Genomic DNA, 19,839 nt, shown 5'->3' with positions numbered 1-19,839 from the left:
TCAGGGGATCACAGCAGTCCGGTGCGGTCCGCGTAACAGGCGCTGAACCTGTCGGTGTCGTTGGACAGCGGGATGCACGGCTGGGCCCGGTCCGCCCAGACGAAGCCCAGAATGATCGTCGCCAGCGCAAGGGTCAGTGCGGTGTAGGTCGCCGCCTTGTTGGTCGCCCGGCCGCGGTAGACGCGGACGACGCCCGTCAGCGACAGGGCCAGCGCCAGCGCGGCGAGGAGGACGGCCTGCGGCCAGGCGACGAGCAGGCTCCCGGCGAAGGCGACGCTCGCGAGGACGAGCGCGATCCAGCCTGAGAGGTTCAGCGGCTTGCGAGCCGGAGGGGGCTGAATGCCGTCCGCGCCTGGGCTTGCTGCGAGGTCATCGGCGGGTTGATCGGCGCCGGTGGAGCCGGGCGAGCGTTCATCCTGCTGATCACTGCCGTGATCCTGGGTGGTCATAGCCCGATTGTCGCGCCCCACCGGTGGCCGTGACTACGGGGACCCCTGCCACCTGACGACGCCGTACGACCCGGCGACCCTCGTGCGGTCGCGTGCGATGCGTACGGCGTCGTCAGGTGGTAAGGAGCAGCCAGGTGTCGGGCGGCAGGTCGGGCTGGCCCGGGATCGGGCGAAGCTCGTCCTTCCAGGCCGACCCGACCACCGCCGTCGCGACCCGCCGCCAGAACCGGGCGGCCGCGGGATTCGCTTCTTGGAACGGGATCTCCCAGGGCCCCGGGTGCCGGCTGAGCAACTCGGTCGCGGCGACATGCCCGATGCGCTGTCTGCGCGCCGCGCGTACGACGAAGAACTCGCCCATCACCCGAGCCTCCCCCGACAGCCCGCGGACGAGGGCGAAACCCGCCAGCCCGGAGTCGGTGTGGATCAGGTAGCCGCACCGGTCGGGATCGCCGAAGTAGAGCGGCAGCCGCCCGCTGCTGTAGAGCCCTTCGTCGGTCGGCATCGCACCACGGAACTCCGACAGGTCGTGGCTGTACAGCTGCCAGAGTCGTTCGACCACCGGTCGATCGTCGGCGAGTATCGGAGCGAGGGTCAAGGCGGGAGGCACCCGGTCATCCTGCCATCCGGCGCCGCGCCCTCCGCGCTGTCGACCCGTCGGCCTGACCGCCGTCCCGCTGGGTGACGCGCAGTTGCGGCGGGTCGCCAATGCGTGACGAAACTCGTCCCCGCGTGTGTCCGGGGCTTGGGTCCGGAGGTGCCGTCGTACGGTCATAAACCGGTGGAAGGCGCCGACCCTCCCCCGCGTAGGCTGTGGAGCGCTCTGTGGGGTGTCGTCTAAGGGCAAGACCTCAGATTTTGGATCTGATGATGGGGGTTCGAGTCCTCCCACCCCAGCCCGCTCTGACCTGCACCTATGCATCCACTTGCGCTGGAGTGAACGGTTTGCTGTCAATGGGAGTGTCAATGAGTACACTCCGGACATGCCTCCGAAGAACGGCACCAAGCGTCGTCAGCGCGGCTTCATCCGCCGCCGCGGAGGCTCGTACCAGGTACTCGTCTACGCCGGAACAGACCCTCTGACGGGCAAGGACAGCTACCTCACGGCGTCGACGAAAGACGAGCGCGAGGCCGAGCGGATCCGAACGCGGTTCCTCGCCCAGGTCGACGAGCAGCGCCAAGCCGCGACGAAGGCGAAGCTCGGCTACGTCCTCGACGAGTGGCTCAAGGTGCACGACGTCGAGGAGACGACGCGGGACAACTACCGCTGGTACGTCGAGCGTGTCATCCGCCCGGCGCTTGGTGATGTGCCGATCAAGAAGCTGACTGCCCGATCGCTGGAGGAGCTCTACGCGCAGCTGCGACACTGCCGCGACCGATGCGATGGGAAGCCGTACGTCGAGCATCGAAGCGAGGAGCCTCACGAGTGCCGGGCTGTGAGGCACCGTTGGGGCACTGGGCGCCCTTCGGCGCGGGCCCGCGAGATCCACGACTGCGCGAAGGCTCGGTGCGTGACCGTCGAATGCAAGCAGCATGCCTGTAGCCGATGGCAGAGAGTGGCACCATGATTACCATGGGTGTATGACTGACTCGATGGACCCGGGCCGGGCGTGATCGGCTTTACGTTCGGGCGGCCAATGGTGCTGACCGTGGGTACGTCGACCTGCAGACCGGCCAACCTCACCCGAAGAACGGTCTGGCCTGGACCGACGACATCGGCGTCGAGGTCGGCCGCTGGCTCCGCGCCAACGGGCACGCCCGGCATGCCGGGCTCTGGCCCACCGAAGTCCGTCTGCCCGTTCCTGGCGTACCGCGCGGTCGGGGCGACGAAGCCCCCGCACAGCGCACAAGGACGCCGACCGCTGAGGCGACGTCCGCCCACGCGAGGGGAGTGCGGAACGGCAGCGGCGGGGCGCGTCGGAACCGGTCGGAGGCAGTCGTCGCGTCTGGTCCGGACGGTGCGTGGATGGACCTGGCCAGGAACAGACCCGGCCAGGCGGCGCTGCAGGCTGCGCAGGCACGCAGCACGACCTGGACCCGCCTAGCTCGCCTGCTCGGCTTCCGGACCCGTGACGCCTCTTGGCGGGTCGGGGCTCGAGGCGAACGACTCGTTGGTCGCACGCTGTGGTGGGCACGCGCCCTGGGATGGCGGAGTCTGCATGCGATCCCGGTCGGGGACCAGGGCGCCGACATCGGCCACCTACTCATCGGGCCGGGCGGGATCCTCACCATCAACACCAAGCACCACCGTGGAGCGCACGTGAAGGCCGGACGGGAAGTCATCTTCGTCCGCGGCCAGCCCACCGCCTACGCAGCCAAGGCTCTCGGCGAAGCCCGCCGCGCCGCCAAACTGCTCAGCCGTGCCCACGGCCGACCAGTCGAGGTCTCCCCGCTTGTCGTCGTCGTCGGAGCGGTCCGCATCCGCGGACGCCTTACCCGAAGCGTCCTGGTCCTCGCCCGCTCCGGGCTCCTGTGGCACCTGCACTCGCGACGAGCAGCACGCGCTGTATGAGGTGGCACGGCGGGCGAGCACCTGGATGCCTTCCGGTCGCACGCAGCCCGCACGGTAGGCCGGGTACGAGACGTCAGTCGCGGCCGCTGCGGAATCCAGCTCTGAGGTAAGTCAAGGCGCCGCTGACGCGGCGCACCGCCCGGCTACCGCCCTTGCGGGCGGCCGTGGGCGGCCGTCCTCGGGCTCGCCGGGCGGGCAGACGGAGCATGTTGTAGGCGCTGGCTGAACATCGCTGTCAGCCGCCCGATGTCCTCGCATGCCAGTCTCCGGCCTCCACTCCGGCCCTCAACGGCTCTCTGGACGGTTACCCACCCCTGTGGGTGGTCTCAGTGAGCGCAGCGCCGTCCTCCTCTCCCTCGGACGGCCATGTTGCCGGGGGTGAAACCGGTTGAGGCGTACGGCGAGGTGGGCAAGGCTTGGCGCGGTCGGAGTCGGGGTCCGGAGGCGAGGTGAGTGGCGGGTGAACCTGCAGGCACCAGAGCCAGCCGTAGGCGAGCTGTCAGCCGACGGCGCCAAGGAGCTCCTGCGCGGGTGTGAAGAGCATTTCGTATGGGTATGCAATGGAATATGACCCTCAGTGAGGGCCAATTGCTGTGCCCGGGCTACGAACAGGGCGTCGAGAAGGTGGATCTGTGAAGTTGAAGCAATGGCCTTTGGTTTACCTTGCGCCGGTACCGTCCGCGACCGTGAACCTGCTGGAGATCTCCCGGACCGAGCGAGCGACCAGCCCCGTCTTCATCGTCGGCGAGGCGCGAAGCGGCACCACGATCCTCTATCGCATGCTGCAGAAGCATCCGGCGTTCCGCCCGCGATCGGAGAACCTGTGGGAAAGCAAGATCATGGTCCACCTTGACAGCCATGCGTCGTTCGGGCCCCGGGAACCCCCCACAATGTACGGCCACATGGCCCATGACGACGATCGCTACCAGGCGTTCCTCGCCTCGATCGCACCGCTGCGGCCGGTCCTCGCCGCGGGCGCGGCCGCCCTTCGGCGCGTACCCACCCGCCACCGGAGTCGGATCTGGACGGCCAGTGGACACCCGCTCGTCGTCCGTTCCTACTTCCACCACGCGCGAGCCGCGCGTGGCGCCCGCCGCGTGCTCGAGAAAACACCGGCTCACATCAAGTACGTCCATCGGCTCCTGCGGTGCTACCCGAACGCGCGGCTCATCTACATCCACCGGCACCCGGTCGACGTCTACACCTCCTACGTACGACGCGCGAACGTCGACCCCGCTGCCGCGCGTTGGGCGCGCATGTCACCCGAGGCGTTCGCCCAGCGATGGGCACGGAACTCCACGCTGGCGCTCGCCGCCGCCGAGAGCGTGTCGAGGTCGTTTCTGATGCACTCCTACGAGACGTTCACGGCAGATCCGCAGGCGGCCGGTCGACAGATCTGCGAATTCGTCGGCGAAGCATTCGACCCCGAAATCATCCGAGAACGCAATCCGAATCCCACCAGGCGCACAGCCGATCCGCACCTGTTCGGCGAGCTCACCACCAAGACCAAAAACTGGCACGACTACATCACGCCGCCTGAAGCGGCAGCCCTCCAGGCACAGCTGCGCCCAATCATGGAGCGGCTCTCCTACCAGGCTTACCCAAGCTGAACATCGCTCTGGCGGCTCGTGGGCGTACGCCGATGGTGTTCCTGTCGAGGTGGCCGTAGAGGGTGCGTCGTTCCTTACTGGACACCCCCTATTAAGCGACGGGGAGGAGCGTCCTGACGCGGGGACGACAGCGGGTCGGCCGATGGCACGAACGACGCCCGCTCGGCTCGGGGACCGTCGACGGCGCTTCCCCGGAACTCTTCACTATGGGGCGGCGTGATGGGGCGCGGTCGGCGTGATCTCGCCGAGCTGTGTGGGCGACCCCCACGCTCGCGTGATCGTTTGGGCGGCGGCGGTTAGGTCGAGTGCCGTATCGCGAGGATAGATGCGATCCGGTCGGCGTCGTACTTTTCATCGAGCCATTCGAAAAGCTCACGCAGGACCGCCGGATCCTTGATGTAATCATCGTAATGCACGTGGTAACCGCGATCTCCGCGAAGGCCAACCGCGGCCTTTAACCGGTCCTCGATCTTGGCGAGATCGCCTCGCGCATTAGGCTCCTTATGCCACCAGCTGCTCTTCGCGACGTCATCGAGGTTGCGCGTGTTGAGTACGAAGCGAGCCTTGGGAAACAGCGACTCGATGAAGTCGATGTACTCGAAAGGCTCCTGCATCCACCAACGGATCTCCTTGAAACCCGTGACCCGAGTCCCGGGCTCCGGCCGAAGCAGCGTGTCGACAACAAGCTGGCGCATACGGAGGGTGGCGAGATCATCCGGATAGTCGTCGATGCCGTACCACGGGTGCTGCGGTGGGAGGGGGTTGTCAGTCGTCCACTTGGCGCAGAACTTCGCGGCCGTGGAGTGATACTCGAACAACTTGTAGAGCACGCCACCGTTCTCGCCACGGATGCAGTATCCCGGTATGGCGTCGAGCAGCCCCATCAACAGCGTCGAACCCGAGCGGCCGTACGTGACAATAAAGAGATAGTCGAGGTCGGTGGCACTCTCGGCATCCATGGCCGGCAGACGACGAAGAGCCGACGCGAGCTGCCCGGCCCTGGCTTCTGCGGCTTCACGCTCGTCGGTGAGCAGTTCGACCGCTGCTAGCAGCTGCTCGTTTTGCGTGACCAGGTGGTCACAATGGTCGACTAGTCTCCGCACTCGGGGAATGGCCGTGAGCGTAGCCGTGACAAATGGTAGTGATTTGGACACGATGGGTCATCGTAGCAGAGGGGGGATGCCGCGGCACGCTCTACGGCCACCTCGGCAGGAACACCATCGGCGTACGCCCACGAGCCGCCCAGCGCCCCTAACTCGCCGACGGCCCCCTTGCGGCCGACGAGAACTTCGGGGCCAAGACCCACACCTACTCGTCGGTTCCTGACGGCTCCCTTGGTGAGGACTTCCTGGAGGAGATGGGTGACGCCTTCGTCGGGGTCCTTGTAGCGGGTCTGCCAACCGGCCATCGGCCGGCCGCCGAGCACGTCGGCAAGCATGTCGGCGAGTCTGCCGAGTTCGCTGCCCAGCTTGTGGGCGAAGAGGTTCTCCCCCAGGTCTTCGACGAGGACGCCGCCGTTGGCACGGTAGGAGTCAAGGATCCTGCGGACATAGCCGGTGTTGCGACGGCCGCAGGTAACGGCAGCGAATCACATAGCTCCGCCGCATGACGGTCGCAGCGCCCCGACAGTCGTATCTCATTTGGTTCAGCCAGCGCGTGGGCAGCTCCATGTTGACCCAAGCGCTGGAGGACACCGGTATCGCCGGGCGTCCGCGCGAGTGGCTCGAGGATCCGGCTGGCCACGGGCTGCCGGCCAAATATGGCGTCCGCGATGCCGTGCAGCTGCGCGACTTCCTCTGGCGCGAGGCTGCCACGCCCAACGGCGTGATGGGTTCCAAGTACGGCATCGACGCCGACGGGCACCTGGAGCTGACGGCTCTGTTCGCGGGGATCATTCCGGGCGTGGTCGATCCCGATGGATCCAAGGCGTGGGAGGCGGTCTTTCCCGCTTGCAAACACGTGTTCATGACCCGGCGAAACAAGCTCCGCCCGGCGGTCTCGTGGCTGCGCGCGATCCGATCACAGGAGTGGCACCGGCCCAACCGCGCCGACACCGTATTTGGCGAGGCGCCGCCGCGCACCAGCGCCGCCGATGTGATTCATCACTACGACTACGACGATCTCGACTTTCTGCTCATGGGCATCAACCGGCAAGAGGCCGAAATGCAGGATCAGTTCGACCGCTGGGGCGTGGTCCCGTACACCGTGGTCTATGAGGATCTGGTCGCCGACTACGACCCGACGGTTCGCCAACTGCTCGACTTTCTAGAGATTCCCGGGCACGCCGACATCACCATCCCGCGCCCCGCCCTCGACCGCCTAGCCGACGAGGCCTCCGAAGATTGGTACCAGCGCTTCCGCCGCGGGCGTGCGGCGAGGAGCTGACCGCTGTGCTTGCAGCCGGCGTGCCACTTGTGTGCCAGATCGAGCGGCCGATCATGGTCTGTCACGGTCAGCAGCGGTCAAGTCAGGACGGCCCGAACGCCGGATCGGTCGACGCTCAGCTGAGCGTGGACACCGAATATGCCTTTGCAAGGCAGGGGTGAGCCGATCCTGACGTCGCTCGATTAATCCGTGCGCTACCCGGGGTGTACCACGGGGCGGAAGCCGTGGTCGTTGGTGTCTCGCGAGTCCGGTGGGTAGAACAGGCGTTGCGCGCCGCGGCTGGTGTAGGCGGAGGAGAGCCAGGCGCCGCCGCGGAGCGACCGGCAAGCGACGGTTCCGGCAGGGCCGTCAGGGCCGGGCGGGTTATGGCGCGGGCTGTGTGCGTAGTAGTTGGGGTCGTACCAGTCGGCGCACCATTCCCGTACTTGACCGGCAAAGTCACGCACACCGCACCAGCTGCGGTCATCCGGATATCTGCCTGCAGGTGTGGGACCTTCGAGTTGGGCGACGTGTTCATTGAGCCAGCAGGGCTGGTCGAACCTGCCGTCGGACTGGCGTCGGGTCGAGCCACCGTTGAGCCAGCGGCGCCACTCGTCGTTGTCAGTGAATGGTCGGCCAGCGGTGTCCTCGGCGGAACGGCAGGCATCTGGTCTCCAGTCGTCACCCCAGGGGAAGATCGAGCTGGCAGGTCCTCGTGCGGCGTACTCCCACTCCGCCTCGGTAGGTAGCCGAACCCCTGCCCAGCTGCAGTAGGCGGCGGCGTCGTCCCAGCTGACCGAGCTCACCGGTAGGTCATGGCTGCCGGGGATCGGCGCTCCGTCAGCCCAGGCGCTGTTCCACGGGCCGTGGATGTCGGCATCGACCGGCGCGGGATGCTCGGTGGCCAGCATGAACTGGTGGTACTGGCCGATCGTCACAGGATCGCGGTACATCCAGAAGCCGTCGAGTTCCACCTCGTGGGCCAGCAGCTCGCCGATCCAGTCAATGCCGCCGACCTGCCCGTCGATCCACCGATGGTCCCAGCCGTATCGTTCCCACAGCTGCAACACCGCCGTTCGATCCGAGCCCATGACGAACGACCCGGCAGGAACGAACACCATCGCGGCGAGATCGACAGGACTAGCAACCTCGGTCGCCGACGCCGCGTCAGGTGCCTCTGGACGAGCGGGTATGCGGTCAGGCACGGCGACCATGCTCCACCGACAGATGCGCGACGGCCAGCATCTCGACCACACCCGGACCATCACGCGAGATCGGGAACTCCAAACCCTGCCAGCACGTACAGCGATGGGTACAAACACCTGTCGCAGGCTCACGTCAACATCGGTGCAAACCCTGTCGAGCGGCGTCAGTCCCTGGTCGACCGATGCCCCCGAGGTGCCCCCGAATGGCCGTCACCAGCCCTCAACAACCCACACCTACCAGGAACAGTCCACGGTCAGCGAATTTCTGATCGAGGGGTGACCTGCGCACGAGAACCCACTCGTAATGCGTAGCTCGGCCGGTCGCGCCGGGCAGCGCGGGAGCGTTGCGCAGGCACCGACACCGACGGATGCTTGACGCTTCGTGACCGAAGCCGCACGATCGTCGACATGTCCGTAGCCTCCGCACAGGCAAGCGCCTTCTACGAGGAGTTCCTCACCAACGGCCAAGTCTTCGCCGTGAGAGACGACGCCGGTTTCCCGGCTCCGCGCAACCCTGAGGGCGCGCGTGCCATGCCCTTCTGGTCGAAGCGGAGCCGTGCCGAGAAGATCATCGCCAACGTTCCGGCATACGCCGGAATGGAGCCGGTTGAGATCTCTGGACAGGACTGGTTGGACAAGTGGCTGCCCAACCTCGAGAAAGACGGACTCCGGATCGGACTCAACTGGAGTGGAGCTCGCGCCACCGGATACGACCTGGCCGTTGCAGACGTGCTGAGGAACCTCGATGCTCGCCGTGAGCCGGGATCCGCCAAGGATCGCCCAAACCCCTGGTAGTGGTGTCATGCCGACCACGGATCGGCGTGCCCGCTACGTGCCCGATCGTGCGGCACGCCAGGGCGATTGTCGGTTACCACGGTCGACTGAGTGCGGGCCAGCTCGGGCTCGCCAGCAGGCGTGGCACCCGCGTGACGCGATCCAGCGGACGTGGCACATCTTCCAAGCTGGGGCTCTCATCGCACGCAGGATTGACCCCAGCGTGACCCCAACGACCTGCAACGCCCCGCGACGATGAGCACCTGGTCGACGACCTCCGGAGCGCAGACGAGCAGGCCGCGATTGAGTTGCCTGCCTCTGCGGGTCACAAGGTCCCGTGCCCTCCGCGTGCCTTCCAATCCAGGGGGGATCGTCGGCTCTCGTCGTGGCGTCGGTCAAGGTCAGATGTGGGCCCTGATCTGACGGACGTTGTTCCCGAGTGCATCGGCAATGGTGGCCAGCTCTTCGTCGCTGAACCAGGTGCGCTCGGGGTTCCAGATGGCGATCTCGAAGCGCGCAAAGCCGCACGGCCAGTCGTAGTCCAAGTCGTCGAGTGATGTGGTGCCGCCGCAGCAGGGGACCTCGACCACGAGGGTTGTATAACCGTCATCGTGTCGGACTCCAATCTGGTCTGCCCACCACTCGGTGTCGATCGGCGCGCGGCAGAGAGGGCAGCTGATCTTTTCAAGGTTCGCGCCGCAGTCGACAAGGGTGAGCGTGTCGTGCCAGGTGATGTCGATCTGGACGGCGACGCCGCCCGGCGGGCCCGGGGCCAACTCCGCTGCGATCGCTGCGGCCCGATCAGCTGCGGCCCGGTCTGGTTGCCAGTACGGCGCGGTCGGAATCACTGAGAGAACGTCATCGCTCATGCACTCGCTCGATTCATTCATCAGACGGCAGCCAGCTCCCGGCGAGCGATGCTAGTCACTTGTCCGTACAGCGGGATGTCGCACCTGCCGCGCAGGTCGTACAGCAGCGGAGTACAGCAACGCCAACGACCACGGCCGACCCGTCCCGACCCGAGATGGCGTGACGTACGTCTGGGCGACCGCGATCGTCGCGCCGATAGTTCGCATCGGGGGTCCAGGCCGGGCCATTAGCGGGCCATTAACCGAGGACAACGGTGGCTACTCCAGTCCGTTCCAGGCCGCCCCCCCTCGCCTGAGATGGGGCTCTGAGCGTCGGATATGTAAGATTCCCATCTGACCGTCGTCGTGCTATCCACGTGCCATCAGACCAGGTACACGGAGGCCGCTCCAGACCACTCGGGGCCCGGGCACGAAGGCATGATCCCATCCATACCAGCGCTCGTTCGGCACCTTCCAAGCTGGGCTTCGGCAGCGCAGTTCGTTCCGGGCCTTCGTCTGGCAACAGACCCCCTAGTCCGCCTCGTTGCCCCGCTCGGTCTCGCTGAAGCCTCGGCTGAGGTAGTTCGGGATGGTGTGCGGATGTTCATCGGGGACCGTCCACAGCCACACGCGGGTGGTTGGCCTTCCGTCCGACGTGGGGGTCTTCCAGGCCATGTGGGTCATGCGGGACACGAAGTCGCCGCCGATGCCGCGGCCTTGGAAGGGAGGGACGATGCCGATGACGACGATGGCGACGTGGCCGTTGGCCTGCCAGCCGATCTCGGCGAACCCAACTGGATCTTCTCCGATCCTGGCTATCCAGGTGCGGATGTGTGGAGGGCTCAGCTCTTCGGCCCATCGTTCGGGCGACCACGCGCTGCGGCCGCTGTTGTTCCAGATCTCCCGGTACAGCCGGCAGATCGTGGGGGCAGCCGAGGGGGACACCTCGTCAACGACGAGTTCCGGAACTCTGGGCGAGGGGCGCAGATGGCTTGGATCGGTCATCTCCAGGTAGATCCCTGCAGGGGCCATAGCCGGCGACCGTAGTTGTGCTGCGATTGTGGCGCCACAGGATTTCTCTGGGACGAACGATGCCAGGAGAGCCGCTAGCCGTGCCCCTCACGTCCCCCGAACAGCCCTCACCAGCCGTCAATGATCAACGCTCACCAGCACCAGGCCAGGCTCAGAGGCACCAGGACGACGGAGTGGCCTGCGCACGAGAACCTACTCGTAATGCGTCGTTCCTTGCTTACGCCGTTGCTAACAGGCGGGCTGGACGACCCTGGGCGCCAGCCGACAATGCGGCTACGGCCCGACCCTTCCAGGATTGGAGCGGGAGCTGCCGACGCCACACTCCGCATGGTCGCGTACATCTGCATCATCCGGGCGCTGTAGCAACCCTGGGGGCAGCTTCGCCGGAGTGCAGGTACGCGGCTTGATGGTTTTCGTCGGCGCCGAGAAACATCACTGCTCGGGTCACCTGCCCACTCGGGTTGAGAGCGGCGAACAGATCGCCCTCGACATGCGCCAGTTCGGCGCGCTCGTCGTCGGCTGCGTTTACAAGCCAGAGCTTGCCGGCGCCGTCTGCCAGTACGGTCTCGACGCTCCGTTGGAAGAGCTGGTAGCAGCCGATATAGCGTTCCGGGTTGCGGAGCTCGAGTTTCGTGGGCGGGACGAGCGCGGGTGGCGGACGGAGACCCGTCAGGTCGGCGAGCACAAGGGTCCAGAGGTCGTTATGGAGCTTGCCCGCGTCGCCGCCGTTGGTCAGCAGCGCGACGGCAACGTCACAGTCAGGAACGATCCGGAGAAACGAGTGTTGGCCGACGGTTCCGCCGGTATGGCCGAGCACTTCTCGCCCTTCCCACTCGTGCACCATCCAGCCGAGCCCGTGCCAGCTGACCGACGTTCCGAGTCGGGGCTGCTCGACCTGTGGCTGCGTCATTTCCGCAGCGGCGTCCGCTGACAGCAGCCGACTGCCGTCAGCCGCCAGGCCGTTCCGCAGTTGCAGCTGCGCGATGCCGAGCATTGTCTGTGCTGACATGGCCAGGCCGCCGTTCGGCCAACACGGCTGCGCCCAGGTCGTCACCGGCTCCGCAGGCCCGTCCGGTCCCGTCGGTACATGACCCACGGCAGCACGAAACAAGATCGCCTCGTCGGCGCACGAGGCGAATTGTCCCGAGCCGAGCGGACTGACCAGATGGTGTCGCAGCGCGTCGGCGTACGGCATGTTCCGCAGCACTTCGACGACCCTGCTGAGAACGTCGAAACCGGCGGTGGAGTAGGACCACATCTCGCCAGGAGCGAAGTACTGCGGAAGGTTTGGCAGGACGCTCTCCACATACCTCTGGAGGGTCTCAGCGGCTCCGCCGTGCGTCCCGGGATAGTAGTCGCCTTCGAAGCCTGCCGTGTGGCATAGCAAGTGGCGAAGGGTGATCGTCTCGGATGCGTCGTCGTCGGCCACCCGGAAATTCGGGACGTATGTACGCACGGGCACGTCCAGGTCGACGAGACCCTCGTCGACCAGCTGCATTACAAGCGTTGCGGTCCACACCTTGGCAACCAACCCGATCTGGAACACCGAGTCCGGCGTCACCTCGACACCAGTACGCCTGCTGAGGACGCCAGCAGCAGCCTCGACCATGCCGCCCTCGGCCGTCACGGCCACCGCAGCTCCAGGCACCTGACACTCGGCAACCAGGTCAGCGAACCGCTTCTCCAGCCGCCTTCGCATTCCTGTCAGCTGTCCCATGACGGGCGCGACCTGCTTCCTTGGATCAGGTAGCCCGAAACTCGTCATCCTCGATCTCCTTCCGACGCAGATAGGCACCCGAACTCGCCCACGACCGTACCGGCGAAGCCGGACACCGTTGTGTCCTGTTTTTGCGAGAGATCTGAATGCGATGTCGGCGGCCCTCCGCGTGCCCAAGACAGGGCCGATCACGGGTCCGAGGACGTTACGACGGTCCAGACGGCAGTCCGGACGCTCGCACGTAACCTTCGAGATGAAGTCCGCCCTCGACGGCATGACCGCCCAGTTTGACGCCTGGCGACCGTACCTCTGACCGAAGCCGTGTCGGCTCTGTGGTCACAACGTCCAGGACCGCACCTTCGGGAACGAACGGCATCGACCCGCGATGCCGTGACGAACGCCTGAACGATCACCGTCTACCTGTCCACATCTCCTACCGAGGGGTCATCCCCACAGGCCGGACCATGATCGGCTGTCAATGGCTCTGTCAATGAACTGCAGGCTCCTGGTGCCGCGGATGACACTGAAGACAGAGGTTGGCTCAGCATCGTCGCAGGTCAGCAGCATGCTGGAGGTGCTCATCGCCTTTTGGATCTGATGATGGGGGTTCGAGTCCTCCCACCCCAGCACCCTGACCAGCGGATACGTGCGCTGGACACCATTGCGTCGGGTCTGTGCCCCATGGCGTTGCCCATGAGCACAATGCCCCGCATGGCCGGGAAGCGGGGCGATACGGCGCCCACGCGGCTCGGTTCGGCGGCGAGGCGACTCGTTGGGGGTGTGCGCCGGCCTCGACCCGTTGACCGGCAAGGACAGCTACCTCACCGAGTCGACGAAGGACCAAGGCGAGGCGGAGAAGATCCGCACCCGGCTCCTTGCGCAGGTCGACAAGCAGCGCCAGGCGGCCACCAAGGCGACGCTCGGTTACGTCCTCGACTCCTGGATCCAGGTCCACGACATCGAGGAGACCACCCCGACAACCACCGCTGGTACGTCGAGCGAGTCATCAGACCGGGCTTGGGCGACATACCGATCCGGACGCTCAGCGCACGCGCCCTTGTGAAGTTCTACGCGCAGCTGCGGCGCTGCCGCGAGCGATGCTGGGAGTGGATGCCCAGCAACCGCCCGCCGCTGGTGTCGCTGGGTTGTGGTGTTCAGGCATGGAACTGGCCAAGGGTCAGCGCGCGTGGGTGTAGATGTACTCGAAGGCGACGAACTCCTCGGTCGGCTCGGCGGACAGTCGCTTCAGGTACAGCTTGACGACCTGGCGGTGCGCGCCTGGCTGGAGTCGGAGTCGCGCTGTGAACGGCACATCGGAGTCGTTACCCCACGTCGGGGCGACAAACGGCTCGCGAAGCGTGAACCAGAGAGAGCCGGCGTGTTCGGTGGCAGTGGGGTACGTCATCATCTGCGGAAGCCGCGAGTCGATCGAGAAGTACTCATAGGTCTGGGTGACGACGTTCCAGCTGACCGTGGCGCTCCTCGTGAACGAGTCGCCCTCCACACCTTTCGCCAACTCCATCTTCTCCTCGACGTAGGAGCTGTGGACGAACCGGCGATGTGCCGTCGCGGCCGGCAATGTTACCGGATCGCTGTCTGGGCCCGTCCACATGCGTTGCTGCACGTTCCAGGTCCCATCCAGCTGGCTCAGCAGGTCCCTGGGTTCGTCCTGTATCCCGACGCGTGCGCCGGGACCACCCTTGTGATGTGGCAGATCGGCCGCGACGTTGCCGGTACCGAGCAGGACGGAGCACAGAGACAGCACTACGGCGATGGTTCGGGCTATCTGGGTTCGGTTCACGGTTTGCTCCCAAAGGAATCGTGGAGGACGGACATCGTTGACCTGCCCGCTTTCGGGCGACTATCGCGAGAACGCCGTTCATGAGGAAGACGTAGATAGCAAAAGCACTGCTCTCGAAGCTGAAGCTGCGTATCGCCAGGATTCCCAGGCCGAACCCGACAGTGCTGATGGTGTAGGCGATCCAGCTTTCGGTTTCGGGGTGCCTGAACGCTTTGATGAATGTCGGCACGCCCGCGAGAACGTCCGCTGCCAACGCGAAGACGATCGCGAGGTTCGGGTCGTTCGTCACCGCCCACGCGATGATGCCGACGATCGCCGCAGCCATCAGGCCGTAATCCGTCGGCCGTGACTTCCAGTAGGCCTTCTTGTTGAGGAAGGAGGCGATGACGACGAGAAGCGGAGTGAAGCCGGCGGCGAATGTCAGCCAAGACGCTTCGTCGACACCCTGGGCGCGTTGGGCGACGAAGATGACCGTCGGGAACAGCCACCAGAGCAGCCAGGTGACTCGGTTGGGCTGTGACTTGCCGACGGTGGTTTCGTAGAGATAGTAGAGACCGCCGAAGGATGAGATGGCCGCGCCGACGATTGCGAAATACTCGGGGAGCATGCCCGCGGGGCTCACCTTGCCCTCCGAGGGCCGCACCTCGATCGTGGCGTTGCAGGCATTCGACCCCTTGGCGGCGAGCTTGAGTGCCACGTCGAGGTCTGGGGCCTCGATGATTCAGAAGTCGACGAACGCCGCCACGTACCGAGCCGGCAGCTCCCCCGACATCTTGGCGTGCGGGCTCGCAGATCGTGCATGATCGGCGTACTGTTTGCCAGCCTGTCCGCTGCGGGCCCCCAGTCAGATGGAGCCATACCGATGGAGCTTTCCGAGCTGAAAATCTTCCTGACCCTGTGTGAGGAGCTCCATTTCGGCCGCACCGCTGAACGGCTGCGGATACCTCAATCGAACGTGAGCCGGGTGATCACTCGGCTGGAGCGACAGTTGGGCAACCAGTTGTTCCGTCGTACCAGCCGCCGTGTCGAGCTGACAGCGTCCGGTGCCTTGTTCCGCAGCAGGGTGGAGCCTGCGTACTGCGAGATCCAGGGTGCGGTGGAGGAGATGAAGGGCTGTCGTCCCGTGCTCCGGGTTGGCTTCACGGCAACGACCGGCGGGCGGGCATTGACCCGGCTGCTCGAAGCCTACTCCCGCCGTTATCCGGAGACCGTGGTCGAACATGTTGAACTTCCCCTGACCGATCGACAGTACGACCCGCTCCGCGAGGATCGGATCGACGTGTTGTGCTATTGGCGGTCCGGAGCGGCGCCCACAGACCTGGTTGAAGATGTCACCATCGCGCGGCCGGCTCGTGTGATCGCCATGTCGGCCGACCACCCACTCGCCGGCGAGGAGATGATCTCGGCAACCCAGATCGATTCCTGGATCCGAAATGACGGCTCGGCACCACCGGCGGTGCTTGACCTGCTTCTGCCGCCGCGGCTTCCAGACGGCACGCCAGTGCGAGTCACTCATCTCGGGCTGACCACGCTGCCGCCCTTGCTGATGAGGATTGTCCGCGGTGACCTGTGCCATGCCACAGTCGACACACTGACCGAGTCATGCCGTCGCGACGACATCGCTTTCGTGCCAGCGACCGACCTGCCGCCGCTCGAGTTGTGCCTGGTCCGTAGGCACGGAGTTCGCAATCTCCATCTGACCAGGCTGATCGATCTCGTCTCCGACGCGACGACGGCTTCGCCGGCGCAGTCGTCATCGGCAGTCCACCTGCCGGCCGCGGCCGAGCAAGATGCCTCTTCGCGCAACCCGCCTGAGATCGGGCCTTCAGCCGGTGACCCGTTCGTCGGTCGGCATCACCTGAGACCCGTCCAGGGACACATGGACGTGGAAGTCGAAAAGGGCCCGGAGGTATGACAGGAGCATGCTCTTTGCGCACTCGTTCCCGGGCCTCGGCGTCGGTCTCCGGTTCGATCCGAACTGACCGTGGCCAGAGCCAGGGCGAACAGACCGATACCAAGCGCCCGGCACGCCCACGATCCGTGTTCTTGACAATGACCTCGCTGACCATGGCACCAGCCTGGTTGTACGACCCGGCCGGAACAACCGCCGATTGCGCAACCAGCCATGCAGGCAGTGCATCAATCGTCGCGCCAATTGTCAGCCTGCAACTTGGCACCTCGGCATCGCCGCAGGTCAGCAGTCCTGGTTACTCCAGTGGGGCTGCAAGGCCAAGCCCGCCATCGGTGGCAACTCAGACAGGCAAACGGTCAGGTCAGCAGGGGGTTCGCGGACCTCTTGGCGTTATTGGCCGCGCACGGCGACACGGCCGAAAATCCGATCCCGGTAGCGATCGAAACCTCGCGCGGTCTACTTGTCGCCTGTCTGCGCGCGACCGGTCGTCCGGTGTATGCGATCAACCCGCTAGCAGTGTCGGGGTATCGCGACCGGTACTCGGCGACGCGGAAGAAGTCCGATGCCGGCGACGCTCTGGTGCTGGCTAACATCCTGCGCACCGACGCTGCCGTCCACGGCAGGTACCACCGACAGCGAGCTGGCGCAAGCGGTCCGTGTACTGGCAAGAGCCCAGCAAGACGCGGTGTGGGACCCCACCGCCGTCGTGTTACGGCTACGCAGTCTGCTCCGGGAGTACCATCCGGCCATGCTGAAGGTTGCCGCCAGCCTGGAGGACGGTCTGGCCGCACCGGTAGCGCGGATGCTGCTCGAGACCGCTCCGGACCCGGAAAAGGCAGCCAGGCCCACTGTGGCGAGGCTGACAAGGTTGTTGGTCAAGGCGGGCCGCAGTCGCCGGTTGTCCGCCTCCGCGGAACGGCTTCACCTGATCTTCGGCGCCGAGTACATGCGCCAGCCTGCTCAGGTCGAGCGTGCCTTCGCTCGCCAGGTACTGGCTCTGCTGGCGATGCTGAACGCCGCCATCGCCAACTGCGAGGAGCTGGCCGAAGCCACCATCGAAGCCTTCCACCAGCATCCCGGCGCCAAGCTCCCGCCGGTGCGACCGAGGCGACCGCCACGCAGCCGCCCAACGCAACCTGTTCAACCGAATGTGCGGCATGGTTCACCACTGCCTCGCCACCGGCCAGCTCTACGACGAGCACCGAGCCCTTCGCCGCCTAGTCCGAATCTGCGAAGTGCAGGGGCGTTGTCTCCGCACATGACCACGCGGTCGACTGGCTGTGGCGTGCGCCTGGCCAACTCCTGATCATGTTGCCTGCCCCTGTCTATGTCAGTGTGTCGCTTCGGACGCGCAGTTCAAGACTTTGACCGTGGTCTTGCATCGAGCCAGAACCCAGACCCATCACCATCAACCACGTGGACCCGCAGACCAGTCTGTACCGCTACCCCCTCGGGCAGCTGGAGGGTCGTGTGAGCAGGCGAGATGTCGGCGCTACATACGCCGCCACCTGACCCAACGTCAGGGCGTACCGCTATGCGCAGCACGCGGCGCGACTCCACGCTCATCTCCACCGGCCGTGGTTTGCAAGATCCACTACCTAGGAGGGTTACAGACAGTTTGCGTCCTGGCAGAAGACACGCCCGCGCCTCCATTGCCGGCAGTTTTCCGTCCTCCAGGGCAGGCGATGGGCAAGGCGAATCACGTGTGACCTCGCCCAGCGGTTCTTGCGACGTGCCACATCCCCCAGCTGTGAGCATCAGCATGATCCCCAAAGCCATGCTCGCGCCCGTCCGGGCGGCAGTCGAAAACGATCCCATGCCCTGAAGACACACTGCGGCGATAGGCGGTTGTCTCGGTCCGCCTTCCTGACCGCGGACAGCCATCATTGGCGTCGGATTGCCGCACAGCTGCGTCACAACGACCACCAGCGACAGCTGCTAGGCCACGTCTTCTGGACTCTGCGAAAGTGCGGTCTCGTGCGAACCCAGCACGACGGGTCTTACCGGTAGAGGAGTGACCCAGATCTTGACACTTGCTCCCTGTGGGAGGTCTCCGGCAGGGGGAGCCTTCACGGCGGGCGGCTTGTTCCAGCATCACCAGTCAGCCGGAACCAGTCGGGGTGTCGTTAGGTTTTCGCCGTGACCTACTCCAAGGCGTTCTTCGACCTGCAATGGCGCTTCGCCATCCGCATCGCCAGCCTGTCGGGCCTGCCGCTCGAGCAGGCATTGCTCGACTGCACCAACCTCTACATCCGCTTCGGTCTCGGCCGCGATTTCGATCCGAGGCATCCGGTCTGGCAGGCCTATCTCGTCGGCGTGGAAAGCGAGGCCGATGGCGGCGAATGGACCTATCGCTTCGCCCTGAGTCGGCCGCGCGAGGTGGAGGTCCCGGCGCTGGTTGGCCGCTTCGGCTGCTTCGGCTATGCGCAGCTCGGCGACGACCGCATCCGGCTGCACTTTCACAACGCCGAGCCGCCCGGCCGCTCGCCACTCAGCCGCGACCGCCTGCCGGCGCGACATGCCGAACTGCGCGCACTGTTCCGGCACGTCCATGCCCACGCGGAGGCGTCGGCGCGCGTAGCTGGCGTGTCCTGGCTCTACAACCTCGCCGCATACCGGCGCTGCTTCCCAGCGGCCTACGTCGAGACGGCAAAGCCTGCCGGTCCCCGGTTCCGCAACATGCCGCTCTGGGGTCAGTTCCTCGACCGCCACGGCGAGGTCCGGCCGGACGCCGCGGCGACATTCCTGGAGCGGCTCGACCGCCAAGCCGATATGCGCGACATCGCCAGCTGCTTTCCCATGCAGCCACTCGCCGTCGAGGCGCCGGTCTCGGTGTTCTACGACTTCCACCAGCTGTAACTCCCGCGGCCCTGTCCCGATGTACTTGAGGGCCGAGATCAGCGCCAACGCCGCTGCTAACACCGGGTCTGGACGGACCTGGACTTGCGCGGACGTTCCGGTCTGTCCGCCGCCGCGTGACGGACGTCTGTGGAAGCCGGCAGAAGGTCCGGATGGAATTTTGGATCCGATGGCGCTCGCCTGGGATCCTGCACTGATGGAGATGAGCCGTGCGGAACTTCTGGCGCTCCTCGCCCCGAAGACGGATCCGGCATGCCGCAAGTGCCACGACGCCCTGCTCAACGGCGCCGCCTACAGCCTGTACGGCGCCGTCCCGGCGTCACGCCCTGGCCAAGATCTATGGGGTCCGCTTGAGACAAACCCGAGCGAACGACGTCCCGACTCTCGGACTTGCCCAGACGGTTCAGTGTCTACATGATCTCGGAGCCTCGCCCGTAGAGCTGGGCCAGGTAGGGCCGACGCCTGATGGCTGGAACTACATCCTGTTCATCGATCCGGGGGAGCAGAGCATCGTGGCCTGCACCGCAGTGGGTAGGCCGGCGATCGACTAGTGTCCTCCGCCTGAAATTCGTGCGATATATCGGGCGAGGGAGTCGAGGATCTCCTCGGCGGTCTTCTTCCAGACGAACGGTCTTGGGGTTTTCGTTCCAGTTCTTGATCCACTCGCGGACGTCTTTCTCCAGCGCTTGGACGCTTTTGTGGACGCCGCGGCGTAGGAGTTGGTCGGTGAGGAAGGCGAACCAGCGCTCCACTTGGTTG

General features: G+C 65.7%; 19 protein-coding genes, 1 tRNA gene and 2 pseudogenes. 13 read left to right on the top strand and 9 right to left on the bottom strand.

Annotated features, from left to right (window positions below):
• Window positions 1-8 precede the first annotated feature (8 nt).
• On the bottom strand, window positions 9-449 hold the full coding sequence (locus ABN028_RS30505) for a hypothetical protein (RefSeq protein ID WP_349331840.1): 441 nt from the start codon (window positions 447-449) through the stop codon (window positions 9-11).
• Between the two features lie 112 nt (window positions 450-561).
• Complete coding sequence (locus tag ABN028_RS30500) at window positions 562-1,056, bottom strand: GNAT family N-acetyltransferase (RefSeq protein ID WP_349698996.1); 495 nt, start codon at window positions 1,054-1,056, stop codon at window positions 562-564.
• A 216-nt stretch (window positions 1,057-1,272) separates the two neighbouring features.
• On the opposite strand from ABN028_RS30500, the gene ABN028_RS30495 reads away from it, so the two are divergent.
• The 4 genes from ABN028_RS30495 (at window position 1,273) to ABN028_RS30480 (ending at window position 4,568) form a co-directional block, all read left to right on the top strand.
• A tRNA-Gln gene (locus tag ABN028_RS30495) sits at window positions 1,273-1,343 on the top strand.
• Window positions 1,344-1,429: 86 nt separating this feature from the next.
• Window positions 1,430-2,014 (top strand): tyrosine-type recombinase/integrase, encoded by a 585-nt coding sequence (locus tag ABN028_RS30490; protein ID WP_349698995.1) that lies wholly within the window; start codon window positions 1,430-1,432, stop codon window positions 2,012-2,014.
• A gap of 398 nt (window positions 2,015-2,412) precedes the next feature.
• Window positions 2,413-2,958 (top strand): nuclease-related domain-containing protein, encoded by a 546-nt coding sequence (locus tag ABN028_RS30485; RefSeq protein WP_349331838.1) that lies wholly within the window; start codon window positions 2,413-2,415, stop codon window positions 2,956-2,958.
• Between the two features lie 686 nt (window positions 2,959-3,644).
• On the top strand, window positions 3,645-4,568 hold the full coding sequence (locus tag ABN028_RS30480; protein WP_349331837.1) for a sulfotransferase family protein: 924 nt from the start codon (window positions 3,645-3,647) through the stop codon (window positions 4,566-4,568).
• A gap of 296 nt (window positions 4,569-4,864) precedes the next feature.
• On the opposite strand, the gene ABN028_RS30475 is transcribed toward ABN028_RS30480, so the two are convergent.
• Window positions 4,865-5,722: a sulfotransferase gene (locus tag ABN028_RS30475; RefSeq protein ID WP_349331836.1), complete on the bottom strand. Its 858-nt coding sequence runs from the start codon at window positions 5,720-5,722 to the stop codon at window positions 4,865-4,867.
• 203 nt (window positions 5,723-5,925) lie between these two features.
• Between ABN028_RS30475 and ABN028_RS30470 the strand changes: the two genes are divergently transcribed.
• Window positions 5,926-6,177 carry a hypothetical protein gene (locus ABN028_RS30470; protein ID WP_349698994.1) on the top strand — a complete coding sequence of 84 codons (252 nt, stop codon included), beginning with the start codon at window positions 5,926-5,928 and terminating at the stop codon, window positions 6,175-6,177.
• Window positions 6,174-6,953 carry a Stf0 family sulfotransferase gene (locus tag ABN028_RS30465; RefSeq protein WP_349698993.1) on the top strand — a complete coding sequence of 260 codons (780 nt, stop codon included), beginning with the start codon at window positions 6,174-6,176 and terminating at the stop codon, window positions 6,951-6,953. The genes ABN028_RS30470 and ABN028_RS30465 overlap by 4 nt, the downstream gene beginning before the upstream one ends.
• Window positions 6,954-7,147: 194 nt before the next feature.
• Here the strand turns inward: ABN028_RS30465 and ABN028_RS30460 are convergent, their stop codons facing one another.
• The gene (locus tag ABN028_RS30460) at window positions 7,148-8,137 is read right to left on the bottom strand and encodes a formylglycine-generating enzyme family protein (RefSeq protein WP_349698992.1); all 990 of its coding nucleotides are present in this window, start codon (window positions 8,135-8,137) and stop codon (window positions 7,148-7,150) included.
• A gap of 408 nt (window positions 8,138-8,545) precedes the next feature.
• Between ABN028_RS30460 and ABN028_RS30455 the strand changes: the two genes are divergently transcribed.
• The gene (locus ABN028_RS30455; protein ID WP_349698991.1) at window positions 8,546-8,932 is read left to right on the top strand and encodes a DUF2750 domain-containing protein; all 387 of its coding nucleotides are present in this window, start codon (window positions 8,546-8,548) and stop codon (window positions 8,930-8,932) included.
• A gap of 380 nt (window positions 8,933-9,312) precedes the next feature.
• Here the strand turns inward: ABN028_RS30455 and ABN028_RS30450 are convergent, their stop codons facing one another.
• From ABN028_RS30450 to ABN028_RS30440, 3 genes are all read right to left on the bottom strand, one after another.
• Window positions 9,313-9,759 carry a hypothetical protein gene (locus tag ABN028_RS30450; RefSeq protein WP_349698990.1) on the bottom strand — a complete coding sequence of 149 codons (447 nt, stop codon included), beginning with the start codon at window positions 9,757-9,759 and terminating at the stop codon, window positions 9,313-9,315.
• A 531-nt stretch (window positions 9,760-10,290) separates the two neighbouring features.
• On the bottom strand, window positions 10,291-10,791 hold the full coding sequence (locus ABN028_RS30445; RefSeq protein WP_349698989.1) for a GNAT family N-acetyltransferase: 501 nt from the start codon (window positions 10,789-10,791) through the stop codon (window positions 10,291-10,293).
• 346 nt (window positions 10,792-11,137) lie between these two features.
• Complete coding sequence (locus ABN028_RS30440) at window positions 11,138-12,556, bottom strand: serine hydrolase domain-containing protein (protein WP_349698988.1); 1,419 nt, start codon at window positions 12,554-12,556, stop codon at window positions 11,138-11,140.
• A gap of 724 nt (window positions 12,557-13,280) precedes the next feature.
• Here ABN028_RS30440 and ABN028_RS30435 point away from each other — a divergent pair.
• Entirely contained in the window at window positions 13,281-13,571 is a 291-nt protein-coding gene (locus ABN028_RS30435) for a hypothetical protein (protein WP_349332272.1), read from the top strand.
• Window positions 13,572-13,685: 114 nt separating this feature from the next.
• Here the strand turns inward: ABN028_RS30435 and ABN028_RS30430 are convergent, their stop codons facing one another.
• Window positions 13,686-14,120, bottom strand: a complete 435-nt coding sequence (locus tag ABN028_RS30430) for a hypothetical protein (RefSeq protein ID WP_349699015.1) — start codon at window positions 14,118-14,120, stop codon at window positions 13,686-13,688.
• A 226-nt stretch (window positions 14,121-14,346) separates the two neighbouring features.
• Here ABN028_RS30430 and ABN028_RS30425 point away from each other — a divergent pair, with 226 nt between their 5' ends.
• The 5 genes and pseudogenes from ABN028_RS30425 to ABN028_RS30410 all read left to right on the top strand — a co-directional run bounded on the left by ABN028_RS30425 (window position 14,347) and on the right by ABN028_RS30410 (window position 19,080).
• Window positions 14,347-14,658: a hypothetical protein gene (locus tag ABN028_RS30425; RefSeq protein ID WP_349698987.1), complete on the top strand. Its 312-nt coding sequence runs from the start codon at window positions 14,347-14,349 to the stop codon at window positions 14,656-14,658.
• Between the two features lie 513 nt (window positions 14,659-15,171).
• The gene (locus ABN028_RS30420) at window positions 15,172-16,224 is read left to right on the top strand and encodes a LysR family transcriptional regulator (protein WP_349698986.1); all 1,053 of its coding nucleotides are present in this window, start codon (window positions 15,172-15,174) and stop codon (window positions 16,222-16,224) included.
• A gap of 210 nt (window positions 16,225-16,434) precedes the next feature.
• A pseudogene (locus ABN028_RS35540) lies at window positions 16,435-16,770 on the top strand (hypothetical protein); the annotation flags it as partial.
• Window positions 16,771-16,783: 13 nt separating this feature from the next.
• Window positions 16,784-17,527, top strand: coding sequence for a hypothetical protein (locus ABN028_RS30415; protein ID WP_349698985.1), 744 nt, complete (start codon window positions 16,784-16,786; stop codon window positions 17,525-17,527).
• A gap of 833 nt (window positions 17,528-18,360) precedes the next feature.
• Entirely contained in the window at window positions 18,361-19,080 is a 720-nt protein-coding gene (locus tag ABN028_RS30410) for a hypothetical protein (RefSeq protein ID WP_349698984.1), read from the top strand.
• Between the two features lie 547 nt (window positions 19,081-19,627).
• Here ABN028_RS30410 and ABN028_RS30405 read toward each other — a convergent pair.
• A pseudogene (locus ABN028_RS30405) lies at window positions 19,628-19,839 on the bottom strand (hypothetical protein); the annotation flags it as partial.

This window comes from Actinopolymorpha sp. B17G11 (assembly GCF_040196095.1).
Lineage (GTDB): Bacteria > Actinomycetota > Actinomycetes > Propionibacteriales > Actinopolymorphaceae > Thermasporomyces.
The sequence above is the reverse complement of the archived record's forward strand: the minus strand, read 5'-3'. Positions and strand labels throughout refer to the sequence as shown.

Coding starts and splice junctions, on each gene's coding strand:
- ABN028_RS30505 (WP_349331840.1), bottom strand. CDS start 449: ATGACCACCCAGGATCACGGCAGTGATCAGCAGGATGAACGCTCGCCC.
- ABN028_RS30490 (WP_349698995.1), top strand. CDS start 1,430: ATGCCTCCGAAGAACGGCACCAAGCGTCGTCAGCGCGGCTTCATCCGC.
- ABN028_RS30485 (WP_349331838.1), top strand. CDS start 2,413: ATGGACCTGGCCAGGAACAGACCCGGCCAGGCGGCGCTGCAGGCTGCG.
- ABN028_RS30470 (WP_349698994.1), top strand. CDS start 5,926: ATGGGTGACGCCTTCGTCGGGGTCCTTGTAGCGGGTCTGCCAACCGGC.
- ABN028_RS30465 (WP_349698993.1), top strand. CDS start 6,174: ATGACGGTCGCAGCGCCCCGACAGTCGTATCTCATTTGGTTCAGCCAG.
- ABN028_RS30455 (WP_349698991.1), top strand. CDS start 8,546: ATGTCCGTAGCCTCCGCACAGGCAAGCGCCTTCTACGAGGAGTTCCTC.
- ABN028_RS30445 (WP_349698989.1), bottom strand. CDS start 10,791: ATGGCCCCTGCAGGGATCTACCTGGAGATGACCGATCCAAGCCATCTG.
- ABN028_RS30440 (WP_349698988.1), bottom strand. CDS start 12,556: ATGACGAGTTTCGGGCTACCTGATCCAAGGAAGCAGGTCGCGCCCGTC.
- ABN028_RS30430 (WP_349699015.1), bottom strand. CDS start 14,120: ATGTGGACGGGCCCAGACAGCGATCCGGTAACATTGCCGGCCGCGACG.
- ABN028_RS30420 (WP_349698986.1), top strand. CDS start 15,172: ATGGAGCTTTCCGAGCTGAAAATCTTCCTGACCCTGTGTGAGGAGCTC.
- ABN028_RS30415 (WP_349698985.1), top strand. CDS start 16,784: ATGCCGGCGACGCTCTGGTGCTGGCTAACATCCTGCGCACCGACGCTG.